The organism is Burkholderia sp. Ac-20365, from assembly GCF_017104715.1.
GTDB lineage: Bacteria > Pseudomonadota > Gammaproteobacteria > Burkholderiales > Burkholderiaceae > Paraburkholderia.
Map to the genome: position 1 here is coordinate 659,206 of NZ_JAAGPI010000002.1, position 21,068 is coordinate 680,273.

A 21,068-nucleotide genomic window follows, 5' to 3' on the forward strand; every position below is an offset into this window, starting at 1 on the left:
ATGGACAGGGCGGACATCAGCAGGCATCTCCGGGCGGTCGGTTGCACCGACGGTTGAAAGACCACGCAAACCACGAAAGCGGACGACGGCGAAACGGCAAAAGGACGACGGGAATAGCGAAACTGCATGGCGAAATTCTATTGGCGCAAACGCGCTTGCCGTGACCGACAGATTCCGCCAGAACCCGGCACTCTAGCGCGCGGGCGGCGTCGGCTGCAAGTCGGAAAGGCTTCCACGCACGGCCGATGCTTTATCCATAGCCTGTGGATAACTTTGTGGAGAACGTGCCTTGCAATTTGTCGGAAAGGCCGTCGCACAAGCATCTGCTCGGTAAAGGGGAACTTTTATCGAGTAAAAAATGTTTAAAAATCAATTGGTTAGATGGTATTAAGTGGGCTCTGGGGCCGTTTTGAGACAGGATTCCAGCGCTCTCCCGACATGTGGACACTTTTAACAATCCGGCGAAAGACGTTTAGAACGCACTGGACCTGGCTGGCCGATCGGTCTATCGTCTGTGCGGCTTCTCAACACCATTCCTCGCATGAATTCCGAAAGTCCTTTCTCGTCGCCGGCCGGTGCGGGCGGCGATGCCGTCGTTCCCGTCTCGGTGCTCAACCGAGCGATCGGCACGATGCTCGAACGCTCGTTTCCGCTCGTCTGGGTGTCCGGCGAAGTGTCGAATTTCACGCGTGCCGCGAGCGGCCACTGGTACTTCTCGATCAAGGACGCGCAGGCGCAGATGCGCTGCGTGATGTTCCGCGGTCGCGCGCAACACGCTGAGTTCACGCCGCGCGAAGGCGACAAGATCGAGGTGCGCGCGCTTGTCACGATGTACGAGCCGCGCGGCGAGCTTCAGCTGAATGTCGAAGCCGTGCGTCGTACGGGCCAAGGCAGGCTGTATGAAGCGTTTCTGCGCCTGAAGGCGCAACTCGAAGCCGAAGGCCTGTTCGACCCCGATCGCAAGCGCGCGCTGCCCGCGCATCCGCGCGCAATCGGCATCGTCACGTCGTTGCAGGCCGCCGCGTTGCGCGACGTGCTGACCACGCTCGCGCGCCGCGCGCCGCATATTCCCGTGATCGTGTATCCCGCGCCCGTGCAGGGCGCGGGCGTCAGCGCGAAGCTGGCCGCGATGGTCGAGGCGGCCAACCGGCGGCGCGAAGTAGACGTGCTGATCGTGTGCCGCGGCGGCGGTTCGATCGAAGATCTATGGGCGTTCAACGAAGAAGTGCTGGCGCGTGCGATTGCCGCGAGCGAGGTGCCCGTGGTGAGCGGCGTGGGTCACGAAACCGACTTCACGATCGCCGATTTCGCCGCCGATGTCCGTGCGCCCACGCCGACGGGCGCCGCCGAGCTCGTCAGCCCGCAGCGCGTGCTGTTGCTGCGCGAGCTCGATCATCGGCATGCGACGCTTGCGCGCGGCTTCGGCCGGATGATGGAGCGGCGCGCGCAGCAACTCGACTGGCTCGCGCGCCGGCTCGTGTCGCCGGCCGAAAGGCTCGCGCGGCAACGCACGCATTTGCAGCAACTGAGCGTGCGGCTTGCGTCGGCGGGTGCGCGGCCTGTGCGCGACGCGCGCGCACGTTTTGCGCTCGTGCAGATGCGCTGGCAGCGCTGGCGGCCGGATATCTCGCCGCATCGTTCGCAGGTCAACGGCCTTGCCGAGCGGCTCGAGCGCGCATTGTTGCGTCAACATGAACGACACATTGCGCGCGTGGAAACGCTTGCTGCGCGGCTCGAGGTGCTGAGTCCGCAGCGCACGCTCGAACGTGGCTACGCGGCGTTGCTCGACGCCCAGAACGGACGCGCGGTGCGCGCGCCGTCGGCATTGAAACCGGGCCGCCGCATGACCGTTCACCTTGCGGAAGGCTCGGCGGATATCGCGCTGTCGGATGTTCAGCCGCGTCTTACGGATGGCTTCTAACAGGGATCCGTCACAGTAGTTTTGACCTTCGTATGACGGCTTTGAAGGCGCTGCGCGAGCATTAATTACGCTGCCCGCGCAGCGCCTTTTTGCAATGAACGCCATAAAGGGCTTGCGTTTGCGGGGTTATTCCAAGTCGCCTACAATCGAGTGCTCCCGCAGCGTTATCCGCAGACTCCCCATAAACAGATACAGATACAAAGGAATAGCACCATGGAACATACGCTCCCGCCGCTGCCGTTCGCGAAGAACGCCCTCGTTCCGAACATGTCGGAAGAGACGCTTGAGTTTCACTACGGCAAGCACCATCAGACCTATGTGACCAACCTGAACAATCTGATCAAGGGCACCGAGTTCGAGAACCTGTCGCTGGAAGAAATCGTCAAGAAGTCGTCGGGCGGTATCTTCAACAACTCCGCGCAAATCTGGAATCACACGTTCTTCTGGAACAGCCTGTCGCCGCAAGGTGGCGGTGCACCGAAGGGCGCGCTCGCTGACGCGATCAACGCGAAGTGGGGTTCTTTCGACAAGTTCAAGGAAGAATTCACGAAGACGGCAGTCGGCACGTTCGGCTCGGGCTGGGCATGGCTCGTGAAGAAGGCAGACGGCACGCTGGATCTGGTGTCGACCAGCAACGCTGCTACGCCGCTGACCACGGACGCAAAGCCGCTGCTGACGATCGACGTGTGGGAACACGCGTACTACATCGACTACCGCAATGCACGTCCGAAGTTCGTCGAAGCATTCTGGAACATCGCAAACTGGGACTTCGCGGAAAAGAACTTCGCGTAAGTCTTTGCCTGAGCCGGTAAGTGTTTGAAATAACCGGCCAGTGCTGATGAAAGAAAAGCCCTCATTGATGAGGGCTTTTTCTTTTTCTGGCTCCGATTCGCGGCGCCACCCGTTTTCATTGTGCGGATGTCAGAGCATATTGATTCGCTATCCGAATTAATCGACGCATCATCAATGATGGTCACACCCGCGCGTTCTGATCGGCGCAAGAGCGTGCACACCTATCGCCACCCGTTCGGGGTGGTCTCGTCCGTTGCCCGCCAGGGCTTACTACGATCAAGAGGCCTTCTGCCGCCTCGACATATATCGCGACTATCACGACACGGCTGGTATCGGCCGCCGGGTCGCATTTCAACGGAGACAGATGAGCGATGGGCGTTCTGAATGGAATCAGGGTGCTGGAATTCGAGGCGATCGGACCCGGGCCCTTTGGCGCGATGCTGCTCGCCGACATGGGCGCAGACGTGCTGCGTATTGACCGGCCTGCCGCGCCCGAGGACCTCGGACCGAAAACCAACGGCAAGCGAATCGATATCACGGGGCGCGGGCGTCGCTCGGTCACGCTCGACCTGAAGCAACCCGAGTCCGCCGCGGCTGCACTCGAACTGATGGCGCGCGCGGATGTTGTGATCGAAGGTTATCGGCCGGGAACGATGGAGCGGCTCGGACTCGGGCCCGACGAGGCTTTCGCGCGCAACCCGAAGCTCGTCTACGGGCGCATGACGGGCTGGGGCCAAACTGGCCCGCTCGCGGCGCGCGCCGGTCACGATCTGAACTACATCGCGCTGTCGGGCGTGTTGTCCGGCATCGGACGCGCGGAAGGCGCACCCATCGTGCCGCTGAACCTCGTCGGCGATTACGGCGGCGGTGGCATGCTGCTCGCGCTCGGCGTCGTGTCGGCGCTGCTCGGCGTGCAACGCGGCGGATCAGGGCAGGTGGTCGATGCAGCGATGACGGAAGGCGCCGCCCAACTCGGCGCGGTGATCTGGGGGCTGCTCGCTTCGGGCAACTGGCGTGAGCAACGCGCGAGCAATCTGCTAGACGGCGGTGCGCCGTGGTACGACAGCTACCGCACGCGCGACGGTCACTATATGGCCGTCGGTGCCGTCGAGGCGCGCTTTTACGCGCAACTGCTCGACAAGCTGGGCCTCAGCGATGCAGCTCTGCCGAAGCAGCACGATCGCAACGGCTGGCCTGTGCTGCGGGAAGCTTTCACGGCGGCATTCGCGGCCCGCACGCGCGACGAATGGTGCACAGAATTCGAAGGCAGCGACGCATGCGTTGCGCCTGTGCTCGGCTTTTCCGAGGCACCCGATCACGCACAGCATCGCGCGCGCGGCAGCTTCGTCGAAGTGGCGGGCGTCGTGCAGCCCGCGCCCGCGCCGCGCTTTTCCGCCACGCCATCACACATCAACGGACCTGCGCCGCAGCGCGGGCAGGGCGGGTTCCATGCGTTGCGCGACTGGGGCTTCGACGCGGATGCCATAGAACGGATGGTGGCGCGCGGTCTCGGCTTCCAGTGCGAAGTCCCGGCAGGTTAATCGAACGACAGGAGGCAACAGATGAAAGCACTCGTCGCGGTCAAGCGCGTGGTGGACTTCAACGTCAAAGTGCGCGTGAAGTCCGATGGTTCGGGCGTCGATCTCGCCAACGTCAAGATGAGCATCAACCCCTTCGACGAGATTGCTATCGAAGAAGCCGTGCGACTCAAGGAGCGCGGTGTCGTCACCGAGGTCGTTGCGGTGTCGTGTGGCGTGTCCGCATGCCAGGAAACGCTGCGCACGGCCATGGCGATCGGCGCGGATCGCGGCATTCTCGTCGAGACGGATGCGGAGCTGGAACCGCTTGCCGTCGCGAAGCTGCTTAACGTGCTGGTCGACCGGGAAAAGCCGCAACTCGTGCTGTTCGGCAAGCAGGCCATCGACAACGACTGCAACCAGACAGGGCAGATGCTCGCCGCGCTCGCGGGGCGGCCGCAGGCAACGTGTGCGAGCAAGGTCGAGATCGCCGATGACTTCGCTATCGTGACGCGCGAAATCGATGGCGGGCTGGAGACCGTGAGTCTCGCGCTGCCCGCCGTAGTGACTGCCGATTTGCGGCTCAACGAGCCGCGCTACGCGACACTGCCGAACATCATGAAGGCCAAGAAGAAGCCACTCGATACCGTGACGCCCGCGCAACTCGGTGTGGACATCGCACCGCGCCTGACGGTGCTTAGTACCAGCGAGCCGGCGCAACGCGGCGCGGGTGTGAAAGTGCCCGATGTCGCCGCGCTCGTCGCGAAACTGAAAACGGAAGCCAAGGTACTGTGAGGAGAAAAATATGAATGAACGCACAGGCGTGCTGGTGGTTGCCGAGCACGACAACGTATCGATCCGGAGTGCGACGCTGAGCGCCGTGACGGCGGCACTGCAATGCGGTGCCGACGTGCACGTGCTGGTTGCGGGGCATGGCGTGCAGGATGCGGCGAACGCGGCGGCGCGCATCGCGGGCGTCTCGCTCGTGCTGGTCGCCGACGCGCCCTCGCTCGCGCAAGGTCTCGCAGAAAACCTCGGCGCGCAGGTGACGCAAATCGCAGCGAGTTACAGCCATATCCTGTTTCCCGCGACGAGCATGGGCAAGAGCGTTGCCCCGCGGGTTGCCGCGTTGCTCGACGTCGCGCAGATTTCGGACATCGTGCGCGTGGTGAGTGCCGATACCTTCGAGCGCCCTATATACGCGGGAAATGCGATCGTAGCGGTGCGCTCTGACGACCCCGTCAAGGTCGTGACCGTGCGCGCCATTAGCTTCGATGCCGCATCGTCGGAAGGTAGCACTGCGCAGATTGAAATCGTCGATGCTGTGGGTGACAGCGGGCTGTCGACCTTTATCGGGCGGCAGGTTGCGAAGAGCGAGCGGCCTGAGCTTGCGGATGCGCAGATCATCGTGAGCGGCGGCCGCGCGCTCGGCAGCAGCGAGCGTTTCAACGAAGTGCTGACACCGCTCGCGGACCGGCTTGGCGCAGCGCTTGGCGCGAGTCGCGCTGCCGTCGATGCGGGCTTCGCGCCGAATGACTGGCAGGTCGGCCAGACGGGCAAGATCGTAGCGCCGCAGCTTTATATCGCGTGTGGGATTTCAGGCGCGATTCAGCATGTCGCGGGCATGAAGGATTCGAAGGTGATCGTGGCGATCAACAAGGATCCGGAAGCGCCTATTTTTAGCATCGCCGATTATGGGCTGGAAGCGGATTTGTTTGAGGCGGTGCCGGAGATGGTTTTGGCATTGTAGGGGATGGTGTTTTTTGGTCTTTTCGCTGGCATCCGTGATATGTCGCGATGCTTCACGTGTTGCCCCTGTGCGGGGCGGTATCGCGCTGGGTTGTCTTGCGACGCTGGGGTGGTTTGCTTTTGTTGTCGCTTTTGCTGGCATCCGCGATTTGTCTTGCCTGCTTCAGGCGTCGCCCCTGTGCGGGGCGGCACCTACTTTTCTTTGCCGCGGCAAAGAAAAGTAGGCAAAAGAAAGCCGCTGAACACCGCCAGTTCTTGTAGTTGCCCACGGGCCCCCAACGGCCCCGTCCTGTACGTGACAGCGTTCTTCTCGACACCCGCTGCCAACGCTCCTATTGAACGCCTCACCCGCTTCACGCCCCCGCGTCGCCGCATGCGCGATCAAATCGCCCGCGTTCTATAGCGGCAAACTGTGTGTAGGATTTCGCACCATACACGCATCACTCCGGACTGGAAGCAAGGTCGGTGTCGTAAGAGCGATGACGTGTGAACCACTACGGCCTACACACAGTTTGCCACCTGGGCGGCACATACCGTTCGCTGTCGCTGGCTGCGCTATGGGTGATTGAAGTGGGTGAGGCGGCGATTCGAAGCGCTGGCAACGGGCGGGGACTGAGAGGTTGCTGTGTGAAGCGGAGGAACTGTTGGGGGCCCTCAGGCGGAGGTCAAGGACGGGCGGTGTTAGCCCGCTTTCTTTGCTCACTTTCTTTGCGGCGGCAAAGAAAGTAAGTGCCGCCCCGCACAGGGGCAACGCCTGAAGCAAGAAGGCATATCGCGGATGCCAGCGAAAGCAAAACCAAAACCAAAACCAAAACCAAAACCAAAACCAAAACCAAAACCAAAACCAAACCAAACCAAACCAAAAAAAGGCGCCCCCACAGCAGAGACGCCCCCAAAAGCCCGCCCCGCCCGCGCGAGCAGGGCGAACCTCCACGCAACACCGTTATTGAAGATTCCCAGCGACAGCAATCGTCTGCCCGGTGATGTAATTCGACTCCGGCGAGCAGAACAGATAAACACCGCCAGCCGCTTCTTCCGGCGTACCGCCACGACCGAGCGGGTTCCGCTGTGCATGCGACTTCAGCATGTCAGGATTCAGCCCGACGCGGATATCGCGTCCATCGATATTGACCGTCGCACCCGCATGCGCATCCGCCGACGTCATCCGCGTATGGATCAGGCCAAACGCCACACAATTCACGTTGACATTGAAGCGGCCCCATTCACGTGCCAGTGCACGCGTCATACCAATCACGCCAGCCTTAGCCGATGAATAGTTCATCTGGCCAGCATTCCCATTCAGTGCCGACACCGACGAGATGTTCACGATCTTCCGATACACCTCGCGCCCCGCTTCCTTATCGGCAGCATGCAGCGCTTTCACATGGGGATACGCGGCGCGCAGAATGCGAAATGGTGCCGTCATATGACAATCGATGATCGCGTACCACTGTTCGTCGCTCATCTTCTGAATCACGTCGTCCCACGTATAGCCGGCGTTGTTGACGATAATGTCGATGCCCTTGAACGCCTTCAGCGCGGTACCGACGAAGCGATCCGCAAAATCCGGCGCAGTCACGTTGCCGACGCACGCCACAGCCTCCACGCCCATCTTCTTCAACGTTTCGACTGTTTCGTGCGCCGGATCGGCGTCCAGGTCGTTGACGACGATGCGCGCGCCTTCGCTCGCGAACTTCTCGACGATCGCGCGGCCAATGCCGCGTCCCGAGCCCGTCACAAGGGCGACCTTGCCGTCAAGCTTTCCCATTTGCTGTTCTCCTGTGTATGTGTAATTGCGTCGCGCGTTGCATCAAAGCGCAACCACAGCTTCGCCGACCACGCGCGGCTCGCCGTACTGGTTGGCTGTCTGGATCTCGAGCTTCACGCGCCGTTCGCCGTCCGCTTCGAACTTGTCGACGACTCGGCCCGTGCACGTCACCTGATGCCCCAGGTGCGTAATGCCGACGAAGCGCACGCCGAACTCTCGCAATTGCCGCTGATCGACCCAGCGCGTGAGTAGCCGCCCGAGATACGCCATCGACAGCATCCCGTGCGCGAATACGTCGGGCATGCCCGCCTTGCGCGCAAAGTCGGTGTCGATATGCACCTGGTTGTGATCGCCCGACGCGCCAGCGAAGAGCGCGAGCGTCGTGCGGTTGATGGGTTCGAGCGTGAGCGGCGGCAAGGTGTCTCCGATCTTCACGCTGTCGAATGTCAGGGTGCTCATGAGCGTTCTCCGTTAGCCGTTGCGTTGGACGAGCACGCTGCGCAGATCGGCAATGTGCTCGCCGTTCTGCTTCGTCACACGTGTTTCGCGCACGACGAATTCGAGCGCGCCGTTCTTCTTGTCGTAGATATCGGCGATGCGGCTTTCAAAGCGCAACACGTCGCCCGCATACGCGAGGCGGTGATACGTGAACGACTGCTCACCGTGCAGAATGCGCGACAGCTGGATGCCAAGCTCGTCGCGCCAGCCGGTATCCGGCTGCTGGAGTTCCAGCGAAAACAGATAGGTGGGCGGCAAGGGCAGGGCGGAATGTCCCGCGTCATGCGCGGCCGATTCGTCGAAATAGATATGGCTGGTTTCACCCGTCGCCTTCGCGAAGAAGCGCAACTGTCCCGCTTCGGCGACCGCACGAAACACCGGCAACACCTTGCCGATGAATTTTTTATCGATCATGTCGGATGCTCCGTGAACGCGGCCTTTAACGCACGGCCTTGTAGACGGTCACGACGCATGCGCCGCCCAGACCGACGTTGTGTGCGAGCGCAACGCGCGCGCCCTCGACCTGGCGCGCTTCCGCCTTGCCGCGCAGCTGCTGCGTAAGCTCGAAACACTGCGCGAGACCCGTTGCGCCCAACGGATGCCCCTTGGACAGCAGGCCGCCCGACGGATTGACGACCCATTTGCCGCCATACGTGTTGTCGTCGTCGCTGACGATCTTCGCGCCTTCGCCTTCGGCGCACAGGCCGAGACCTTCATAAGTCAGCAGTTCGTTTTGCGCGAAGCAGTCGTGCAGTTCGATCACATCGATGTCTTCCGGGCCGATGCCTGCCTGTTCGTAGGCGCTCTTCGCCGCCGTGCGCGTCATGTCGAACCCGACCACGCGGATCATGTCGCGCGAATCGTACGTGCTCGGCAGATCGGTCGTGAGCGCCTGGCCGGCGATCGTCACGTCGGTGCGCAGCCCGTGCTTGCGCGCGAATTCTTCGGACACGATGATCGCGGCGGCCGCGCCGCAGGTGGGCGGGCAGGCCATCAGACGCGTCAGCACGCCTTCCCACAGCATTGGCGCGGCCAGCACGTCTTCCGTCGACACGACGTTGCGGAACACGGCAAGCGGATTGCGCGCTGCGTGCTGGCTCGCCTTCGCGCGAATCTTCGCGAATGTTTCGAGCTTCGTGCCGTACTTCTTCATATGCGCCTGGCCGGCGCCCGCGAACTGGCGGATCGCGTTGCTCAATCCTTCCGGACGCCCGACGAGCTGATCCGTCATATCGAGCGCACGTTCTAGCGCGCTCGGCCGGTCGGTCCACACCGACTTGAGCGCGCCCGGTCCCATGAATTCGAAACCGACGGCGAGCGCGCACTCGACGGCGCCGCTCGCCACGGCCTGGCGCGCGAGAAACAGCGCCGACGAGCCCGTCGCGCAGTTGTTGTTCACGTTGATGACGGGGATGCCTGTCATGCCGACGTGATAGAGCGCTTTCTGGCCGCAGGTCGAGTCGCCGTACACATAGCCTGCGAAGGCCTGCTGCACGTCGGCATAGCTGACGCCCGCGTCGGCTAGCGCATCGCGTACGGCAGTTGCGCCCATCACGTCATAGGGTTCGCTGGTGCCAGGCTTTTTGAACGGAATCATGCCGACGCCGGCAACGAAGACATTGCGGTTCATGTCACTGCTCCTTGTGAATGCTGAATGGGATGATCTGTCGATGCAGGTGGATCACAGCTTGCGGGAGATGAGGTCGCGCATGACCTCGCTCGTGCCGCCGTAGATGCGCGTCACGCGCGCATCGGCGAACGCGCGCGCGACCGGGTACTCGAGCATGTAGCCGTAGCCGCCGTGCAGCTGCACCATGTCGTCGAGCGCCTTGCCGAGCGCTTCCGTCGCGAACAGCTTGGCGATGGCCGCTTCTTCCAGCGTGAGCCGGCGGCTCACGTGTTCGGCGAGATAGTGGTCGACGAGCAGGCGTACGGCGGTGGCTTGCGCCTTGATGTCGGCGAGTTTGAATTTGGTGTTCTGGAAGTCCCACACGGTCTGGTTGAACGCGCGGCGGTCCTTCACGTAGTTGATCGTGTGCTCGAGACACGCTTCGAGCTTCGCGGCCGCGCCGATTGCAATCGACAGGCGTTCCTGCGGCAGTTCGGCCATCAGATACGCAAAGCCCTTGCCTTCTTCGCCAAGCAGGTTCGAGACCGGCACGCGCACGTTGTCGAAGAAAAGTTCTGCCGTGTCCTGCGCGTGCTGGCCGACCTTGTCGAGCTTGCGGCCGCGCCGGAAACCTTCGCGATCCGCTTCGACGACGATCAGGCTCACGCCCTTCGAGCCCGCGGACGGATCGGTCTTGCAGACCATGACGATGAGATCGGCATTCAGGCCGTTGCTGATGAACGTTTTGCTGCCGTTGATCACGTACTCGTCGCCGTCGCGGATGGCCGTGGTGCGGATCGCTTTCAGATCACTACCCGTGCCCGGTTCGGTCATGCCGATCGCAAGAATGGCTTCGCCCGAGCAGACCTTTGGCAGCCAGCGCTGCTTTTGCTCCTCGTTGCCGATTCGGGCGATGTACGGCGCGATGATGTCCGAGTGCACGGAAAAACCGAGGCCGCTGACACCCGAACGATTGACCTCTTCGTTGAGTACGGCGGCGTGACCGAAGTCGCCGCCACCGCCGCCGTATTCCGTCGGCAGCGTGAGACACAGCAAACCTTCGCGGCCAGCCTTGAGCCACGTCTCGCGGTCGACCTTGCCTGCCTTGTCCCACTCGGCCTGCTTCGGCACGCATTCGCGTTCGAGAAAGCGCCGCGCGCTCGTGCGCAGCATTTCATGGTCGTCGCGGAAGACGGTTCTGTTAATTTGCATGACTAAATATTCCTGTTCGAATGAAGGCGTGGCCTTTTTGCGGGTCGCTGTTACGCGTGGGCGATGTGCGCGATGTGTTGCGTCTGGAAAAGCTGTTCGACCAGATGCGCGCGGCGTGCGCGCGTCACCGACTGGTTGACGTAGCCCTTGTCGGCGATTTCATTGGCGTCGATGGATGGCGGCTCTGCCATCAGCATCAGGCGCTCGATGCGCAGGCTCGAGCCATTGCCCGGCTGCGTGCGCAAACGCGCGCTCAACGCATCGACGACGACGGGATGCCGCACCAGCGCGTCAGCATCGAGCGACGCGAGTTCGGGTGCGAGCTTGCGGCATGCGGCGACATTGGGCCAGGCAAGCGCAGCGAGATATTCGCGATCGTGCCCGCAGATCACGGCATCCGTCAGAAGCGGCGAGCAGCGCTCAAGCAGCGCGAGGCGCACGGCGCCCGTGCGCACCCAGGTGCCGTTGGTCAGCTTGAAGTCTTCGACGACGCGACCGGCAAACAGCATCCCTTGCGATGGGTCTTCACTGTTCACGAGGCGCACGGCGTCGCCGAGCCGGAAGAAGCCGTCTTCATCGAACGCGGCCGCCGTCAGTTCCGGATGCGCGATATAGCCGCTGAACACCTGCGGACCGCGCATGCGGATCTCGTAGCGCCCGTCGTTGCCGTCGAGCGGCACGAGCTTCACTTCGGCGCCCGGCACGGGCGTGCCGATATTGCCGTTTTCTGCGTCCGCGCGGCCGCAATAGGTGCCCATCCCGCTCGTCTCCGTGCAGGCGAGGCCGGTGCAGAACGCGATCCGCTGACCCATGGTCTGCTCGGCCACGCGCTGGATGCGCTGCCAGACGTCGCCGGGCAGGCTCGCGCCGCCGTAGCCGAAGTAGTGAACCTTGGCAAACAGCTTGCGTGCGAATTCCGGGTCGCGTTCGAGTTCGCCCGCGAGCACGCTCCATGCGGAGGGCACGCTGGTGAAGATGGTCGGCGACACGTCGTGCAGATTGCGCACCGTGCGCTCGATCATGCCGGGCAGCGGCCTGCCGTCGTCGATATGATGGGCCGCGCCGAACTGGATCGAGCGGCCGAGGTTGAGTACGCCGCCAAGGCCGTGATGCCACGGCAGCCAGTCGAGGAACGCCGGTTCGCTGTCGCGCAGCCAGCCGAGATTGTCCGCATAGTACGCAGCGACCGCGCGGAAATTGCCGTATGTCAGCGCGACGCCTTTGGGCGCGCCCGTCGAACCGGAGGTGAACAGCACACGTGCGGTGTCGCCTGAGCGGATTGCTGCGTGGGCGGCTGCTACCTTCGCGATCTGTTGCGGCGTGAGGTCTGTCGCGCTCAGGCCGGCCCATGCAATGGTCCCTGCGCGCGCGCCTTGCACGGTGATGACCGGCGTCGTCGCCATTGTGCCCAGCGCAGCGAGCGCGCGTTCGTACGGGCCCGTGTCCTGGACGAACAGCGCGGCAGGCGGCACAAGCGCCGCGACGCCGAGCAGGCGCGCGAAGTCCTTGCTGACGGTCGAGTAAGCGGGCGATACGGGCGCGGTAGGCACGCCGACATATTCAGCCGCAAGCAGCAGCACGGCCTGTTCGATCGAATTGCCCGATAGCAGCATCAACGGCCGCTGCTGGTTCAGGCCGAGATCCAGCAGTGCCGCGCCGACGGTCTGCACCTGCCGCCACAGATCGGCCCAATTGAGCGAACGCCATTCGCCGTTCGCGTCGCGCTCGCGGAAGGCGGGTGCATTGCCGCGCGTTGCGGCCCACGCAGGAATGAAATCCGCGAAGCCTGTTTCCGTGATATCGGGCGGCGGCGTGGCGGAACGGAGTATCAGCGTGCCGTCCGGGCGGCGTTCGACCAGCGTGCGCCGCTCGGGGATGCGAACGGGACGGTAGGACGCTGCCGCAGGTTGAGCGGGGGTGGCCGTCATCATGACGTCGTGTCTCCTATATCGACCGGAGCTGGCGCGTTCGCGGCTCGCTCAGGTCCCATGCAACCTGGTTGCTGGTTCGCGTGACGCGTGCTGCGCGTCCGCGTTTTGTATGGAAGGCGGCGGACGCATCGACGCGCCAGCGCACCTGTATCCAAGAATAGTGGCATACGCCAGACGCAAAACCACCCGAGCCGGGTGGCGAGAGGCAAAGGTGTGCAGACCGTGCGCGATAACGCGCGTGACGCAGAAAGGCTGTCCCCACGACGATGCAGGCGCGCTTTGCGCGATGTCATTGCGTGCCTCGCGGCAACAGGTGAACACTTACGGCCTTTGCGTGCCGACAGCCGGTTCGTCGTCAAGCAAAGCTTCGCTATGGCGCTTGCGCATGAAGCGCACGACTTCCCCATCGGCCCGCCACGCGTAACAGCTATCGACCGTCTGCGCGATATGCGCAGCGGCGTCGTCGCCGACCGGACGTGCGCCCATGAGTGTTTGCAGCGCGGTCGTCGCGAGCGGGCCGAGCAGCTCCGTCAGATGCGTGCAGCCGCGCGTCCCACCTAGGCGCTCTTTCACCTGCTTCCTGAATCCCGCAGCGATCCGCATGCCCGCGAGGCTCGCATAGGCCGCGTTGATATCCGCGCAGTAGGGCGATGGACCGGTATCCGTCGACGCGCTCGCATGCAGGATCAAGCCCGTCCTGTCGATGGTGAGGGTGATACGCAGATCGTGAATCGGCGCGCCGGATGGCACCTGCTTGAAGAGCAGGTGAATCGTCTCGGACTTGAGGTCCTGCAGGTGCGCTTCGATGTCGAACAGACCGTCGCTGCGCTCATACCCGCGACAGACGACGTGGCGCGTATGCAGCAGACGCCGGGTGGGCTCGCTCATGGTGATGGCCTCGCAGCGAAAAATGAAGGGATGGCGATGCATCCAGCGTAGACGGCGGTGTCGCACCGGCTGCCACCTCGTTCGGGTGGTGGCGCTCGGGTCGGGGTATTCCCGTTCCCACTCGATTTGGGTGGGCGGCACGTGCGCGCGGGCCTGCAACCATGATTGCGCGACAAGCCATTGAACGAACTATCGATTCGGTCTGCCAGGCACTACGGCAGGCTTCGGCGCGAGATTGCAAAAAACTGGTCCGCGAGTTGCGGAGGCAAAGTGAGGAGACAGTGCATGCGTTTGATCAGTAAAGGGTTGCTCGGCGCCACCCTGGCGTTGGCCGCGGGGGGCGCCGCCGCACAGTCGAGCGTCACGCTCTACGGCGTGGTCGACGTGTTCGGGCAGTACCTGAATAGCGGCGCGGGGACCAAAAGCGGACCGGGCTCGGCCTATGTGCCCGGCTACCATTCGTTTTCGGAGCGCAGCGGCGGCTCGGCGGGCTCGCAGTTCGGCCTGAGAGGCGTCGAAGACCTCGGCGGGGGACTGAAGGCGGCGTTCACCGTAGAAAACGGTTTCAACGCCAACAACGGCGCATTCTTCGCCGATACGACCACGCTTTTCTACCGTCAGGCGTGGGTCGGCCTCAAGCACGACAACTACGGCCAGCTGACATTCGGCCGCCAGTACCAGCCGAGCTTCTGGGCGGTCTATCCAACCGATCCGTTCCGCGGCAACGAGGTGCTGTCGCCGATCGCGGCCGCCGACCTCGCGGGCGCACGCGACCGTGCGACGCTCGCGACGCAGTACGTGTCGGGTCGCCAGAGCAACTCGGTCATGTATCAGTCGCCGGAAATGTGGGGCATGAAGCTGTACGCGATGTACGCGTTCCCCGTCACGGTCACGCAGCCGATTCCGTCGACTTCCGGCAACATGTTCGATCTCGCGCTGACCTACCAGGGCGCCGGCCTGTACGCGGCGCTCGCATACCAGTTCCAGCACGGCGGACAGGAGACAGTGTCGCTCGGCCAGACGGCTGCCGGAACGCCGCTGCCGGCGAGCACGTTCAATCTCGTGTCGACGGAACACTACACGGGCGCGCTGGGTTACCGCTTCGGCATCGTCAACGTGCAGTTCAACTATGCGTACAACAAGGTCAAGACGCCTGCGAACAACCAGATCGTGACGGTGCCGGGTGTCGGTCCCGTGGGCGCGCTGTCGTCGCTCGTGCATCCGTACAGCATCATGGAACTGGGCACGACGATCCAGGCAACCGCCGCCGATGTGATCGAAATCGCCGGCATCTATCGCAGCGTGCGGGGCGTGGACGACAACACGCTCGGCATCCAGATCGGCGCGGATCACAACCTGTCGAAGCGCACCAGCGTCTATGTACGCGCGGGCTACATGAAGAACAACGGTATCGCGAACATGAGCTGGCCGGGTGTATCGGCGGCGGACGGCTCGAAGCAGATTCTCGGCGTGGCGGGCATGACGCACCGGTTCTGACAGCAGCGCGCGGCGAAAGCGCAAACTCAAACGGGAGATGACCTGGCAGGTCATCTCCCGTTTTGCTATCAGCCTGCACCGACTACATCGTCACCGATTTGCATTCGAGATATTCCGCGATGCCTTCCGCGCCATATTCGCGCCCGTTGCCCGACGTCTTGTAGCCGCCGAACGGCACCGTCACATCGAGCATCGCGCCGTTGATGCGCACGGAGCCCGCACGCAGCTTTGCGGCAACGCGACGCGCGCGGTCTGGATCGTCCGATGCGACATACGCGGCCAGGCCGTAGTCGCTGTCGTTGGCAATGGCGATCGCTTCGGCTTCGTCTTCGTAAGGCAGCACGCATAGCACCGGGCCGAAGATCTCTTCGCGTGCGATCTTCATGTGATTGTGCACGTCGGCGAACACGGTCGGCTTCGTGTAGAAACCTTGTGTGAGACCTTTAGGTCGCCCCAACCCGCCCGTCGCGAGACGCGCACCTTCCTCGATACCCAAGCCGATCATGCGCTGCACCTTGTCGAACTGCGCGCGGTTTGCGAGCGGTCCCATCTTCGTCGCTTCGTTCGACGGATCGCCGACGGGAATCGCATTCGCGACCGCGGCGGCTATCGTCACGGCTTCCTCGTAACGCGCCCGCGGCACCAGCATGCGCGTCGGCGCGACGCAGGTCTGCCCGGAGTTCGCCATGCATTGCGCGACGCCTATGGCGACGGCCATCTGCAGATCGGCGTCGTCGAGAATCAGCAGCGGCGACTTGCCGCCCAGTTCCTGCGCAACGCGCTTGACGGTCGGCGCGGCGCTGATGGCCACTTCGACGCCCGCGCGCGTCGAGCCCGTAATCGACACCATGTCGACGTGCGGATGCGAAGACAGCCGCGCGCCGACCTCGCGCCCTTCGCCGAAGATCATGTTGAATACGCCGGGCGGCGTGCCCGCTTCGTGCACGATCGTTGCGAAGATCATCGCGTCCAGTGGAGCGAATTCGGATGGCTTGAGCACCACCGTGCAGCCGGCCGCGAGCGCCGGCGCGACCTTCGCGACGATCTGGTTCAGCGGCCAGTTCCACGGCGTGATCAGCGCGGCGACGCCGATCGCTTCGCGACGCACGATGCTCTTGCCGCGCGTGTCCTCGAACGGGAAGTGGCGCAGTGTGTCGATGGTCGCCTGCAGATGCGCGATACCGATAGGCGCCTGCAAGCTCTTGCACAGCGAGATCGGCGCGCCGATTTCCTCGCACACAGCCTGCGCAAGCTCGCCGATGCGCTCGCGATAGCAGGCTGCAATGCGTTCGAGCAGCGCGATGCGGGATTCGCGCGAACTCTCGGACCACGCTGGAAACGCGGCCCGTGCCGCGGCGACGGCGCGGTCGGCATCGTGTGCGCTGCCGAGCGTGAGCTGACCGATCGGAAGTTCCGTCGCTGGGCTGACGATGTCCATCGTCTTGCCGCCTTCAATGGGCTCGACCCAGCCGCCGTTGATATAAAACCTGTTGAGCGTTTTCATCGTTTGTTGTCCATGCGAGGGTTCAAACCGGGCGATCGCCGATGATCGTCGCGCGCATCATGTGGCGCACGGCGGGGAAGTAGTCCTGCACCGCGTAGTGCTGGCACGAGCGGTTGTCCCAGAACGCGATCGTGTTCGGCTTCCAGCGCAGCCGCACCTGGTACTCGGGCGCCTGGGCCTGGCGGAACAGATACTGCAGCAGTTCCATTTCCGCGAGCTTGAAGTCGAAGCCGAAGCGATAGCGCGGCACCGTCTGATGGCCATAGTTCGCGATATGCGTCGTGAACGCTTCGTTCACGTAGAGGATCTTTTCGCCTGTCTCGGGATGCGACCGCACGACCGGGTGAAGCGCCGGTGGATATTTCTTGCGCATCTCGTCGTGCTGCTCCTCGGGCACGACGATGCCGAACAGCGGCAGAAACTCGTGCGCTGCTTTCAGCTTGCCGATCAGCGACTTGATCTCGTCGGGCAGGTTCTCGTACGCGGCGACCATGTTGATCCAGATCGTGTCGCCGCCCACTTCAGGGCACTGCACGCAGCGCAGGATCGAACCCATCGACGGCACATCGCGCCACGATACGTCGCTGTGATAGAGGTTTTCGCGGCCGCGCTTCGTTTCGTTGCGGCCGAGGATCACGAGTTCGGGATGATCCGGGTGATGCGCAAAGGTGGGATGGATTTCCAGCGCACCGAAGCGGCGCGCGAACGCTACATGCTGTGCAGGCGTGATGTCCTGATCGCGAAAGAAGATGACCTTGTGCTTTACGACGGCGCGGCGTAGCGCCAGATACGTGGCGTCGTCGAGCGGTTCGCGCAGGTCGATGCCGCTGATTTCAGCGCCGATGGCCGGTGTGCATCGTTCGACGTCGAACGGCCAGCTTTCTCGGGTCGCTTCGATGTGGCCCGGTCTGGAAGCGTCGACAGGTGCTTGCATGGGTTGTCTCCTTGCCTGGTATGGGAAGCGGGCGGCCGTGCCGCGCGCATGAAGTTCGGGCGAAAAATTGTCGGGCCGCGGCGTGCTCGATCGGTCGCTGGGCGGGGTTCGTTTCATCTCGTTCCGGTGCGACGAGACGAGAGACGCAGCCGAGCTATTGATCCCGCGTCCGCCGCATGAGCGCGGCAGACGCATGGCGGCGCGTCACGCGGAGACGGGCACGATTCGGGCGCTCAGCACGCGGTTCGAACGTTCGGGGTGAAGCCAGCGCAGTGCAGCGAGCGCCGCGACGAAGAGCAGCGCCGCGCCAATCACGAAGCCGCTCTCGTAGGCATGACTGGCCGGGTGGCCGGCGTTCTGGACGATGCGGCCCATGACGGCGGGCGCCACGGCGGCGCCGAGGCTCGCGATAGCCGTGTAGATCGCGACGATGGCGCCGCGCTGGCTTTCGGGGACGACTTCGGCGAGCAGGGCGGGTGCGAGCGGGAAGCAGAGCGTGGGCAGCGCGCCCGCGAGCGCAAACAGCAGCGTTTTACCGACGGGCGGCAGATCGAGCACGGCGACCGCGATGAAGAGCGCGCCCGCCGCCATCGCCATCACGCTCAGCAATTGCGCGCGCGCGAAGCGCGTCGTTGCGCCGCGCGCCAGCATGCGCTCGGATAGCCAGCTCAGGCCGATATTGACGGGCGATGCGACGCCGATCACCACGGCAATCCAGCGGCCCGCATCGATGCCATCGAAGCCGAGTCCCTTTTCGAGGTAGCTCGGCAGCCATGTCAGGTTCTGACCGAGCATCCAGTACGCGGAGAAGCCCAGCAGGAAGATCGACAGGATGGAGGGGTCGGTGAGGATGGTGCGGTAGGGAAGCCGGGCGGTTGCTGTAGTTGCGTGTGCATCCTCGCGCGCTGCCCGGGTCGCCGCTGCCGCTGCGTTCGGGCCGCGTTCCCGGCGTTCGCGCGACATGGCGAGCCACGCCACGCTCCACAGCAGACCGATCGCGCACAGCGCGAAGAAGTTCATCCGCCATCCCCATGTGCGTGTGACGAGCGGGATCAGCAGACCGGCGAGCAGCAGCCCGAGCGCGGCACCCTGGCTGACGATGGCAATCGGCAGGCTGCGCTTGTGGTCGGGGAACCATGTGCAGATCGCGTGGACGGAGGTCGAGAACGCGGGGCCTTCGGCGGCGCCGAGTATCACGCGGCAGACGAGGATCGCGACTGCGCTGCCGGCGAGCGCTTGCGGCACCTGAATAACCGCCCAGCTCACGCCCATCGCGAGCAACAGCCAGCGCGCCGGCACGCGATTCGACGCGAAGCCGACGACGATCGTCGACACCGAGAACAGCCAGAAGAAACTGCCGGCGACCAGTCCGAATTGTGCCGGCGACAGATGCAGTTCGGCCATCAGCGGCACGGCGACCATGCCGAGCACGACCTTGTCGAGAAAATTGACGGTGTAGAGACCGGTGAGCATCAGCGTCAGGGTCCAGGCCGCGCGCGGCGGCAGGGCGGTCGGATGGTTCATGAGCCACCCCGGATGCAGGTCTGCCAGATGAGCATGTCGTCTCCTTGCTTTGTCATGCGTGCCGGCGCGTTCGGGAAAGACGGCGGCAGCGTATCGACGGCCACAGTACGGCGGGCGTTGCTCGCCCGGTACCACCCGGATCAGGTGGGCAAGGGAAAGCCCTTGGCGCCAGCTATGAGTTCATCAGGAGCGAAGAGGACGGAACACGTGCGCACATCAACGCGCAGAACTGTTTCCACATGCATGACATGCGACATCAAGGATCCGACACAGAACATCGCGTGGGTGACGCCCGAGGGTGGCGGCGGTCCGAGCTATCCGAACATGTGACGCGCACTGTGTCGCGCCAAAAGAAAAACGCCGCTCGAATGAGCGGCGTTTTCAAATGAAGTGTCGTTCACTCCACGTCGGTCGTCGATTCCGTCTTGCGAGGACGGCGGCTGCGCGCCGCCGATTTGCGCGACGGCTTCTTCTTTGCCGCGGGTGCTTCCGACGCCGCATGTTCCGTTTCAGGTGAAGACAGCGGGGATTCAGACGCAGCGACGTGTTCGACGACATGCGGCACGTCGGCGGGCTGCGACGCCCCCGTTTCTGCCGTCACCGGTTCCGAGCGTTCCGTCTTCGCTTTCTTCGCCTTCTTTGCAGCAGGCTTGCGCGTGCCGCGTCCCTTGCGTCGCGTATCGCTCTTGCCGTTCTCTGCATGTCCTGTCGATGCAGCTTCGACTGCGTCTTCGGCCGGCAGGTCCGTTTCGACAGCCGCTTCTTCGACACTGACGATCTCAGCGGCAGCAGGCATCGCCGCCCATTCGTCGCCTGTATCACGCGGGGTCGACACTTCGGCTGGCGGCGCGGACTCGACCGTTGCAGCAACAGCCGACGATCCGCTGCGATACACGAACGTGCCCGACTTTTCGTCGCGGCCCACTTCGAGCAGCCCGCGCGACTGCGCCTCTTCGAGCAGATTGCCGAACGCGCGGAAACCGTAGTACGTCTCGTTGAAATCGGGCTTGCGGCGCTTGATCGCGTTCTTCAACACCGATGCCCAGATCTTGCCGCTGTCGCCTCGCTCGGAAGCGAGCGCGTCGAAGGTCTGCACCGCGAGATCGACGGCCTTGGTCTTGCGCGTTTCGAGGTCTTCCTTGCGCTTCTCGCCATCGGGCGCGCGCCTGGACGCCTGCTGTGCCGCCTGTTGCGCGGCCTTCGCGTTGTCGCGCTTCGCAGCGGCGCGCTGGTTCTCGCGCACGAGGTCGTCGTAGAAGATGAATTCGTCGCAGTTGGCGGTCAGCAGATCCGATGTGGAGCGCTGTACGCCCACGCCGATCACCTGCTTAGCGTTCTCGCGCAACTTCGACACGAGCGGCGAGAAATCCGAATCGCCGCTGATGATGACGAACGTATTGACGTGCGACTTCGTATAGCAAAGGTCGAGCGCGTCGACGACGAGGCGGATGTCGGCGGAATTCTTGCCGGACTGACGCACATGCGGAATTTCGATCAGCTCGAAGTTCGCTTCGTGCATCGCGGCCTTGAAGCCCTTGTAGCGGTCCCAGTCGCAGTACGCTTTCTTCACGACGATGCTGCCTTTGAGCAGCAGCCGCTCGAGCACGAGCTTGATGTCGAATTTTTCGTATTTCGCATCGCGCACGCCGAGCGCGACGTTCTCGAAATCACAGAACAGCGCCATGCTGACGGTATCCTGGGATGACGCCATATGCTTCTCCAAT

Annotated in this window: 18 protein-coding genes and 1 pseudogene; 7 read left to right on the plus strand and 12 right to left on the minus strand. The window is 63.5% G+C overall.

Annotation, left to right across the window (positions count from 1 at the left end; genetic code table 11):
- Positions 1-541 precede the first annotated feature (541 nt).
- The 5 genes from xseA (at position 542) to G3O01_RS06325 (ending at position 5,980) form a co-directional block, all read left to right on the plus strand.
- Positions 542-1,921, plus strand: coding sequence for an exodeoxyribonuclease VII large subunit (xseA, locus tag G3O01_RS06305; RefSeq protein ID WP_205803655.1), 1,380 nt, complete (start codon positions 542-544; stop codon positions 1,919-1,921).
- 213 nt (positions 1,922-2,134) lie between these two features.
- Positions 2,135-2,713 (plus strand): Fe-Mn family superoxide dismutase, encoded by a 579-nt coding sequence (locus G3O01_RS06310; protein WP_205803656.1) that lies wholly within the window; start codon positions 2,135-2,137, stop codon positions 2,711-2,713.
- Positions 2,714-3,084: 371 nt separating this feature from the next.
- Positions 3,085-4,254: a CaiB/BaiF CoA-transferase family protein gene (locus G3O01_RS06315; protein WP_205803657.1), complete on the plus strand. Its 1,170-nt coding sequence runs from the start codon at positions 3,085-3,087 to the stop codon at positions 4,252-4,254.
- A 21-nt stretch (positions 4,255-4,275) separates the two neighbouring features.
- Positions 4,276-5,025, plus strand: coding sequence for an electron transfer flavoprotein subunit beta/FixA family protein (locus G3O01_RS06320; protein WP_205803658.1), 750 nt, complete (start codon positions 4,276-4,278; stop codon positions 5,023-5,025).
- A 10-nt stretch (positions 5,026-5,035) separates the two neighbouring features.
- Positions 5,036-5,980: an FAD-binding protein gene (locus G3O01_RS06325; protein ID WP_205803659.1), complete on the plus strand. Its 945-nt coding sequence runs from the start codon at positions 5,036-5,038 to the stop codon at positions 5,978-5,980.
- A 698-nt stretch (positions 5,981-6,678) separates the two neighbouring features.
- Here G3O01_RS06325 and G3O01_RS06330 read toward each other — a convergent pair.
- From G3O01_RS06330 to G3O01_RS06365, 8 genes are all read right to left on the minus strand, one after another.
- A complete protein-coding gene (locus G3O01_RS06330) occupies positions 6,679-6,948 on the minus strand; it encodes a hypothetical protein (protein ID WP_205803660.1) in 270 nt (89 codons plus the stop codon).
- Entirely contained in the window at positions 6,923-7,747 is an 825-nt protein-coding gene (locus G3O01_RS06335; RefSeq protein WP_205803661.1) for an SDR family NAD(P)-dependent oxidoreductase, read from the minus strand. Before G3O01_RS06335 ends, G3O01_RS06330 begins: the two co-directional genes overlap by 26 nt.
- Before the next feature lie 42 nt (positions 7,748-7,789).
- A complete protein-coding gene (locus G3O01_RS06340; RefSeq protein WP_205803662.1) occupies positions 7,790-8,206 on the minus strand; it encodes a MaoC family dehydratase in 417 nt (138 codons plus the stop codon).
- A gap of 12 nt (positions 8,207-8,218) precedes the next feature.
- The gene (locus tag G3O01_RS06345; RefSeq protein ID WP_205803663.1) at positions 8,219-8,659 is read right to left on the minus strand and encodes a MaoC family dehydratase N-terminal domain-containing protein; all 441 of its coding nucleotides are present in this window, start codon (positions 8,657-8,659) and stop codon (positions 8,219-8,221) included.
- Positions 8,660-8,684: 25 nt separating this feature from the next.
- A complete protein-coding gene (locus G3O01_RS06350; protein WP_205803664.1) occupies positions 8,685-9,875 on the minus strand; it encodes a lipid-transfer protein in 1,191 nt (396 codons plus the stop codon).
- Between the two features lie 51 nt (positions 9,876-9,926).
- The gene (locus tag G3O01_RS06355) at positions 9,927-11,066 is read right to left on the minus strand and encodes an acyl-CoA dehydrogenase family protein (protein ID WP_205803665.1); all 1,140 of its coding nucleotides are present in this window, start codon (positions 11,064-11,066) and stop codon (positions 9,927-9,929) included.
- A 50-nt stretch (positions 11,067-11,116) separates the two neighbouring features.
- Entirely contained in the window at positions 11,117-12,997 is a 1,881-nt protein-coding gene (locus G3O01_RS06360) for a feruloyl-CoA synthase (protein ID WP_205803666.1), read from the minus strand.
- Positions 12,998-13,318: 321 nt separating this feature from the next.
- Positions 13,319-13,885, minus strand: a complete 567-nt coding sequence (locus G3O01_RS06365) for a DUF2889 domain-containing protein (protein ID WP_205803667.1) — start codon at positions 13,883-13,885, stop codon at positions 13,319-13,321.
- A 285-nt stretch (positions 13,886-14,170) separates the two neighbouring features.
- Here G3O01_RS06365 and G3O01_RS06370 point away from each other — a divergent pair, with 285 nt between their 5' ends.
- On the plus strand, positions 14,171-15,382 hold the full coding sequence (locus G3O01_RS06370; protein WP_205803668.1) for a porin: 1,212 nt from the start codon (positions 14,171-14,173) through the stop codon (positions 15,380-15,382).
- Positions 15,383-15,464: 82 nt separating this feature from the next.
- Here G3O01_RS06370 and G3O01_RS06375 read toward each other — a convergent pair whose 3' ends face one another.
- From G3O01_RS06375 to G3O01_RS06385, 3 genes are all read right to left on the minus strand, one after another.
- Positions 15,465-16,886: an aldehyde dehydrogenase family protein gene (locus G3O01_RS06375; protein ID WP_205803669.1), complete on the minus strand. Its 1,422-nt coding sequence runs from the start codon at positions 16,884-16,886 to the stop codon at positions 15,465-15,467.
- 22 nt (positions 16,887-16,908) lie between these two features.
- Positions 16,909-17,820 (minus strand): TauD/TfdA family dioxygenase, encoded by a 912-nt coding sequence (locus tag G3O01_RS06380; RefSeq protein ID WP_205803670.1) that lies wholly within the window; start codon positions 17,818-17,820, stop codon positions 16,909-16,911.
- A gap of 204 nt (positions 17,821-18,024) precedes the next feature.
- Positions 18,025-19,344: an MFS transporter gene (locus G3O01_RS06385; RefSeq protein ID WP_205803671.1), complete on the minus strand. Its 1,320-nt coding sequence runs from the start codon at positions 19,342-19,344 to the stop codon at positions 18,025-18,027.
- Positions 19,345-19,511: 167 nt separating this feature from the next.
- Here G3O01_RS06385 and G3O01_RS06390 point away from each other — a divergent pair.
- Positions 19,512-19,674, plus strand: a pseudogene (locus G3O01_RS06390) (4Fe-4S dicluster domain-containing protein); the annotation flags it as partial.
- A 67-nt stretch (positions 19,675-19,741) separates the two neighbouring features.
- Here the strand turns inward: G3O01_RS06390 and G3O01_RS06395 are convergent.
- The gene (locus G3O01_RS06395; protein WP_205803672.1) at positions 19,742-21,055 is read right to left on the minus strand and encodes an NYN domain-containing protein; all 1,314 of its coding nucleotides are present in this window, start codon (positions 21,053-21,055) and stop codon (positions 19,742-19,744) included.
- Between the last annotated feature and the right edge of the window lie 13 nt (positions 21,056-21,068).

Excerpts from the sequence above, each read along its gene's own strand:
- G3O01_RS06315 (WP_205803657.1), top strand. The coding sequence starts at position 3,085 with ATGGGCGTTCTGAATGGAATCAGGGTGCTGGAATTCGAGGCGATCGGA.
- xseA (WP_205803655.1), top strand. The coding sequence starts at position 542 with ATGAATTCCGAAAGTCCTTTCTCGTCGCCGGCCGGTGCGGGCGGCGAT.
- G3O01_RS06375 (WP_205803669.1), bottom strand. The coding sequence starts at position 16,886 with ATGAAAACGCTCAACAGGTTTTATATCAACGGCGGCTGGGTCGAGCCC.
- G3O01_RS06320 (WP_205803658.1), top strand. The coding sequence starts at position 4,276 with ATGAAAGCACTCGTCGCGGTCAAGCGCGTGGTGGACTTCAACGTCAAA.
- G3O01_RS06345 (WP_205803663.1), bottom strand. The coding sequence starts at position 8,659 with ATGATCGATAAAAAATTCATCGGCAAGGTGTTGCCGGTGTTTCGTGCG.
- G3O01_RS06380 (WP_205803670.1), bottom strand. The coding sequence starts at position 17,820 with ATGCAAGCACCTGTCGACGCTTCCAGACCGGGCCACATCGAAGCGACC.
- G3O01_RS06350 (WP_205803664.1), bottom strand. The coding sequence starts at position 9,875 with ATGAACCGCAATGTCTTCGTTGCCGGCGTCGGCATGATTCCGTTCAAA.
- G3O01_RS06335 (WP_205803661.1), bottom strand. The coding sequence starts at position 7,747 with ATGGGAAAGCTTGACGGCAAGGTCGCCCTTGTGACGGGCTCGGGACGC.
- G3O01_RS06370 (WP_205803668.1), top strand. The coding sequence starts at position 14,171 with ATGCGTTTGATCAGTAAAGGGTTGCTCGGCGCCACCCTGGCGTTGGCC.
- G3O01_RS06365 (WP_205803667.1), bottom strand. The coding sequence starts at position 13,885 with ATGAGCGAGCCCACCCGGCGTCTGCTGCATACGCGCCACGTCGTCTGT.
- G3O01_RS06395 (WP_205803672.1), bottom strand. The coding sequence starts at position 21,055 with ATGGCGTCATCCCAGGATACCGTCAGCATGGCGCTGTTCTGTGATTTC.
- G3O01_RS06355 (WP_205803665.1), bottom strand. The coding sequence starts at position 11,066 with ATGCAAATTAACAGAACCGTCTTCCGCGACGACCATGAAATGCTGCGC.
- G3O01_RS06360 (WP_205803666.1), bottom strand. The coding sequence starts at position 12,997 with ATGATGACGGCCACCCCCGCTCAACCTGCGGCAGCGTCCTACCGTCCC.
- G3O01_RS06310 (WP_205803656.1), top strand. The coding sequence starts at position 2,135 with ATGGAACATACGCTCCCGCCGCTGCCGTTCGCGAAGAACGCCCTCGTT.
- G3O01_RS06385 (WP_205803671.1), bottom strand. The coding sequence starts at position 19,344 with ATGAACCATCCGACCGCCCTGCCGCCGCGCGCGGCCTGGACCCTGACG.
- G3O01_RS06325 (WP_205803659.1), top strand. The coding sequence starts at position 5,036 with ATGAATGAACGCACAGGCGTGCTGGTGGTTGCCGAGCACGACAACGTA.
- G3O01_RS06340 (WP_205803662.1), bottom strand. The coding sequence starts at position 8,206 with ATGAGCACCCTGACATTCGACAGCGTGAAGATCGGAGACACCTTGCCG.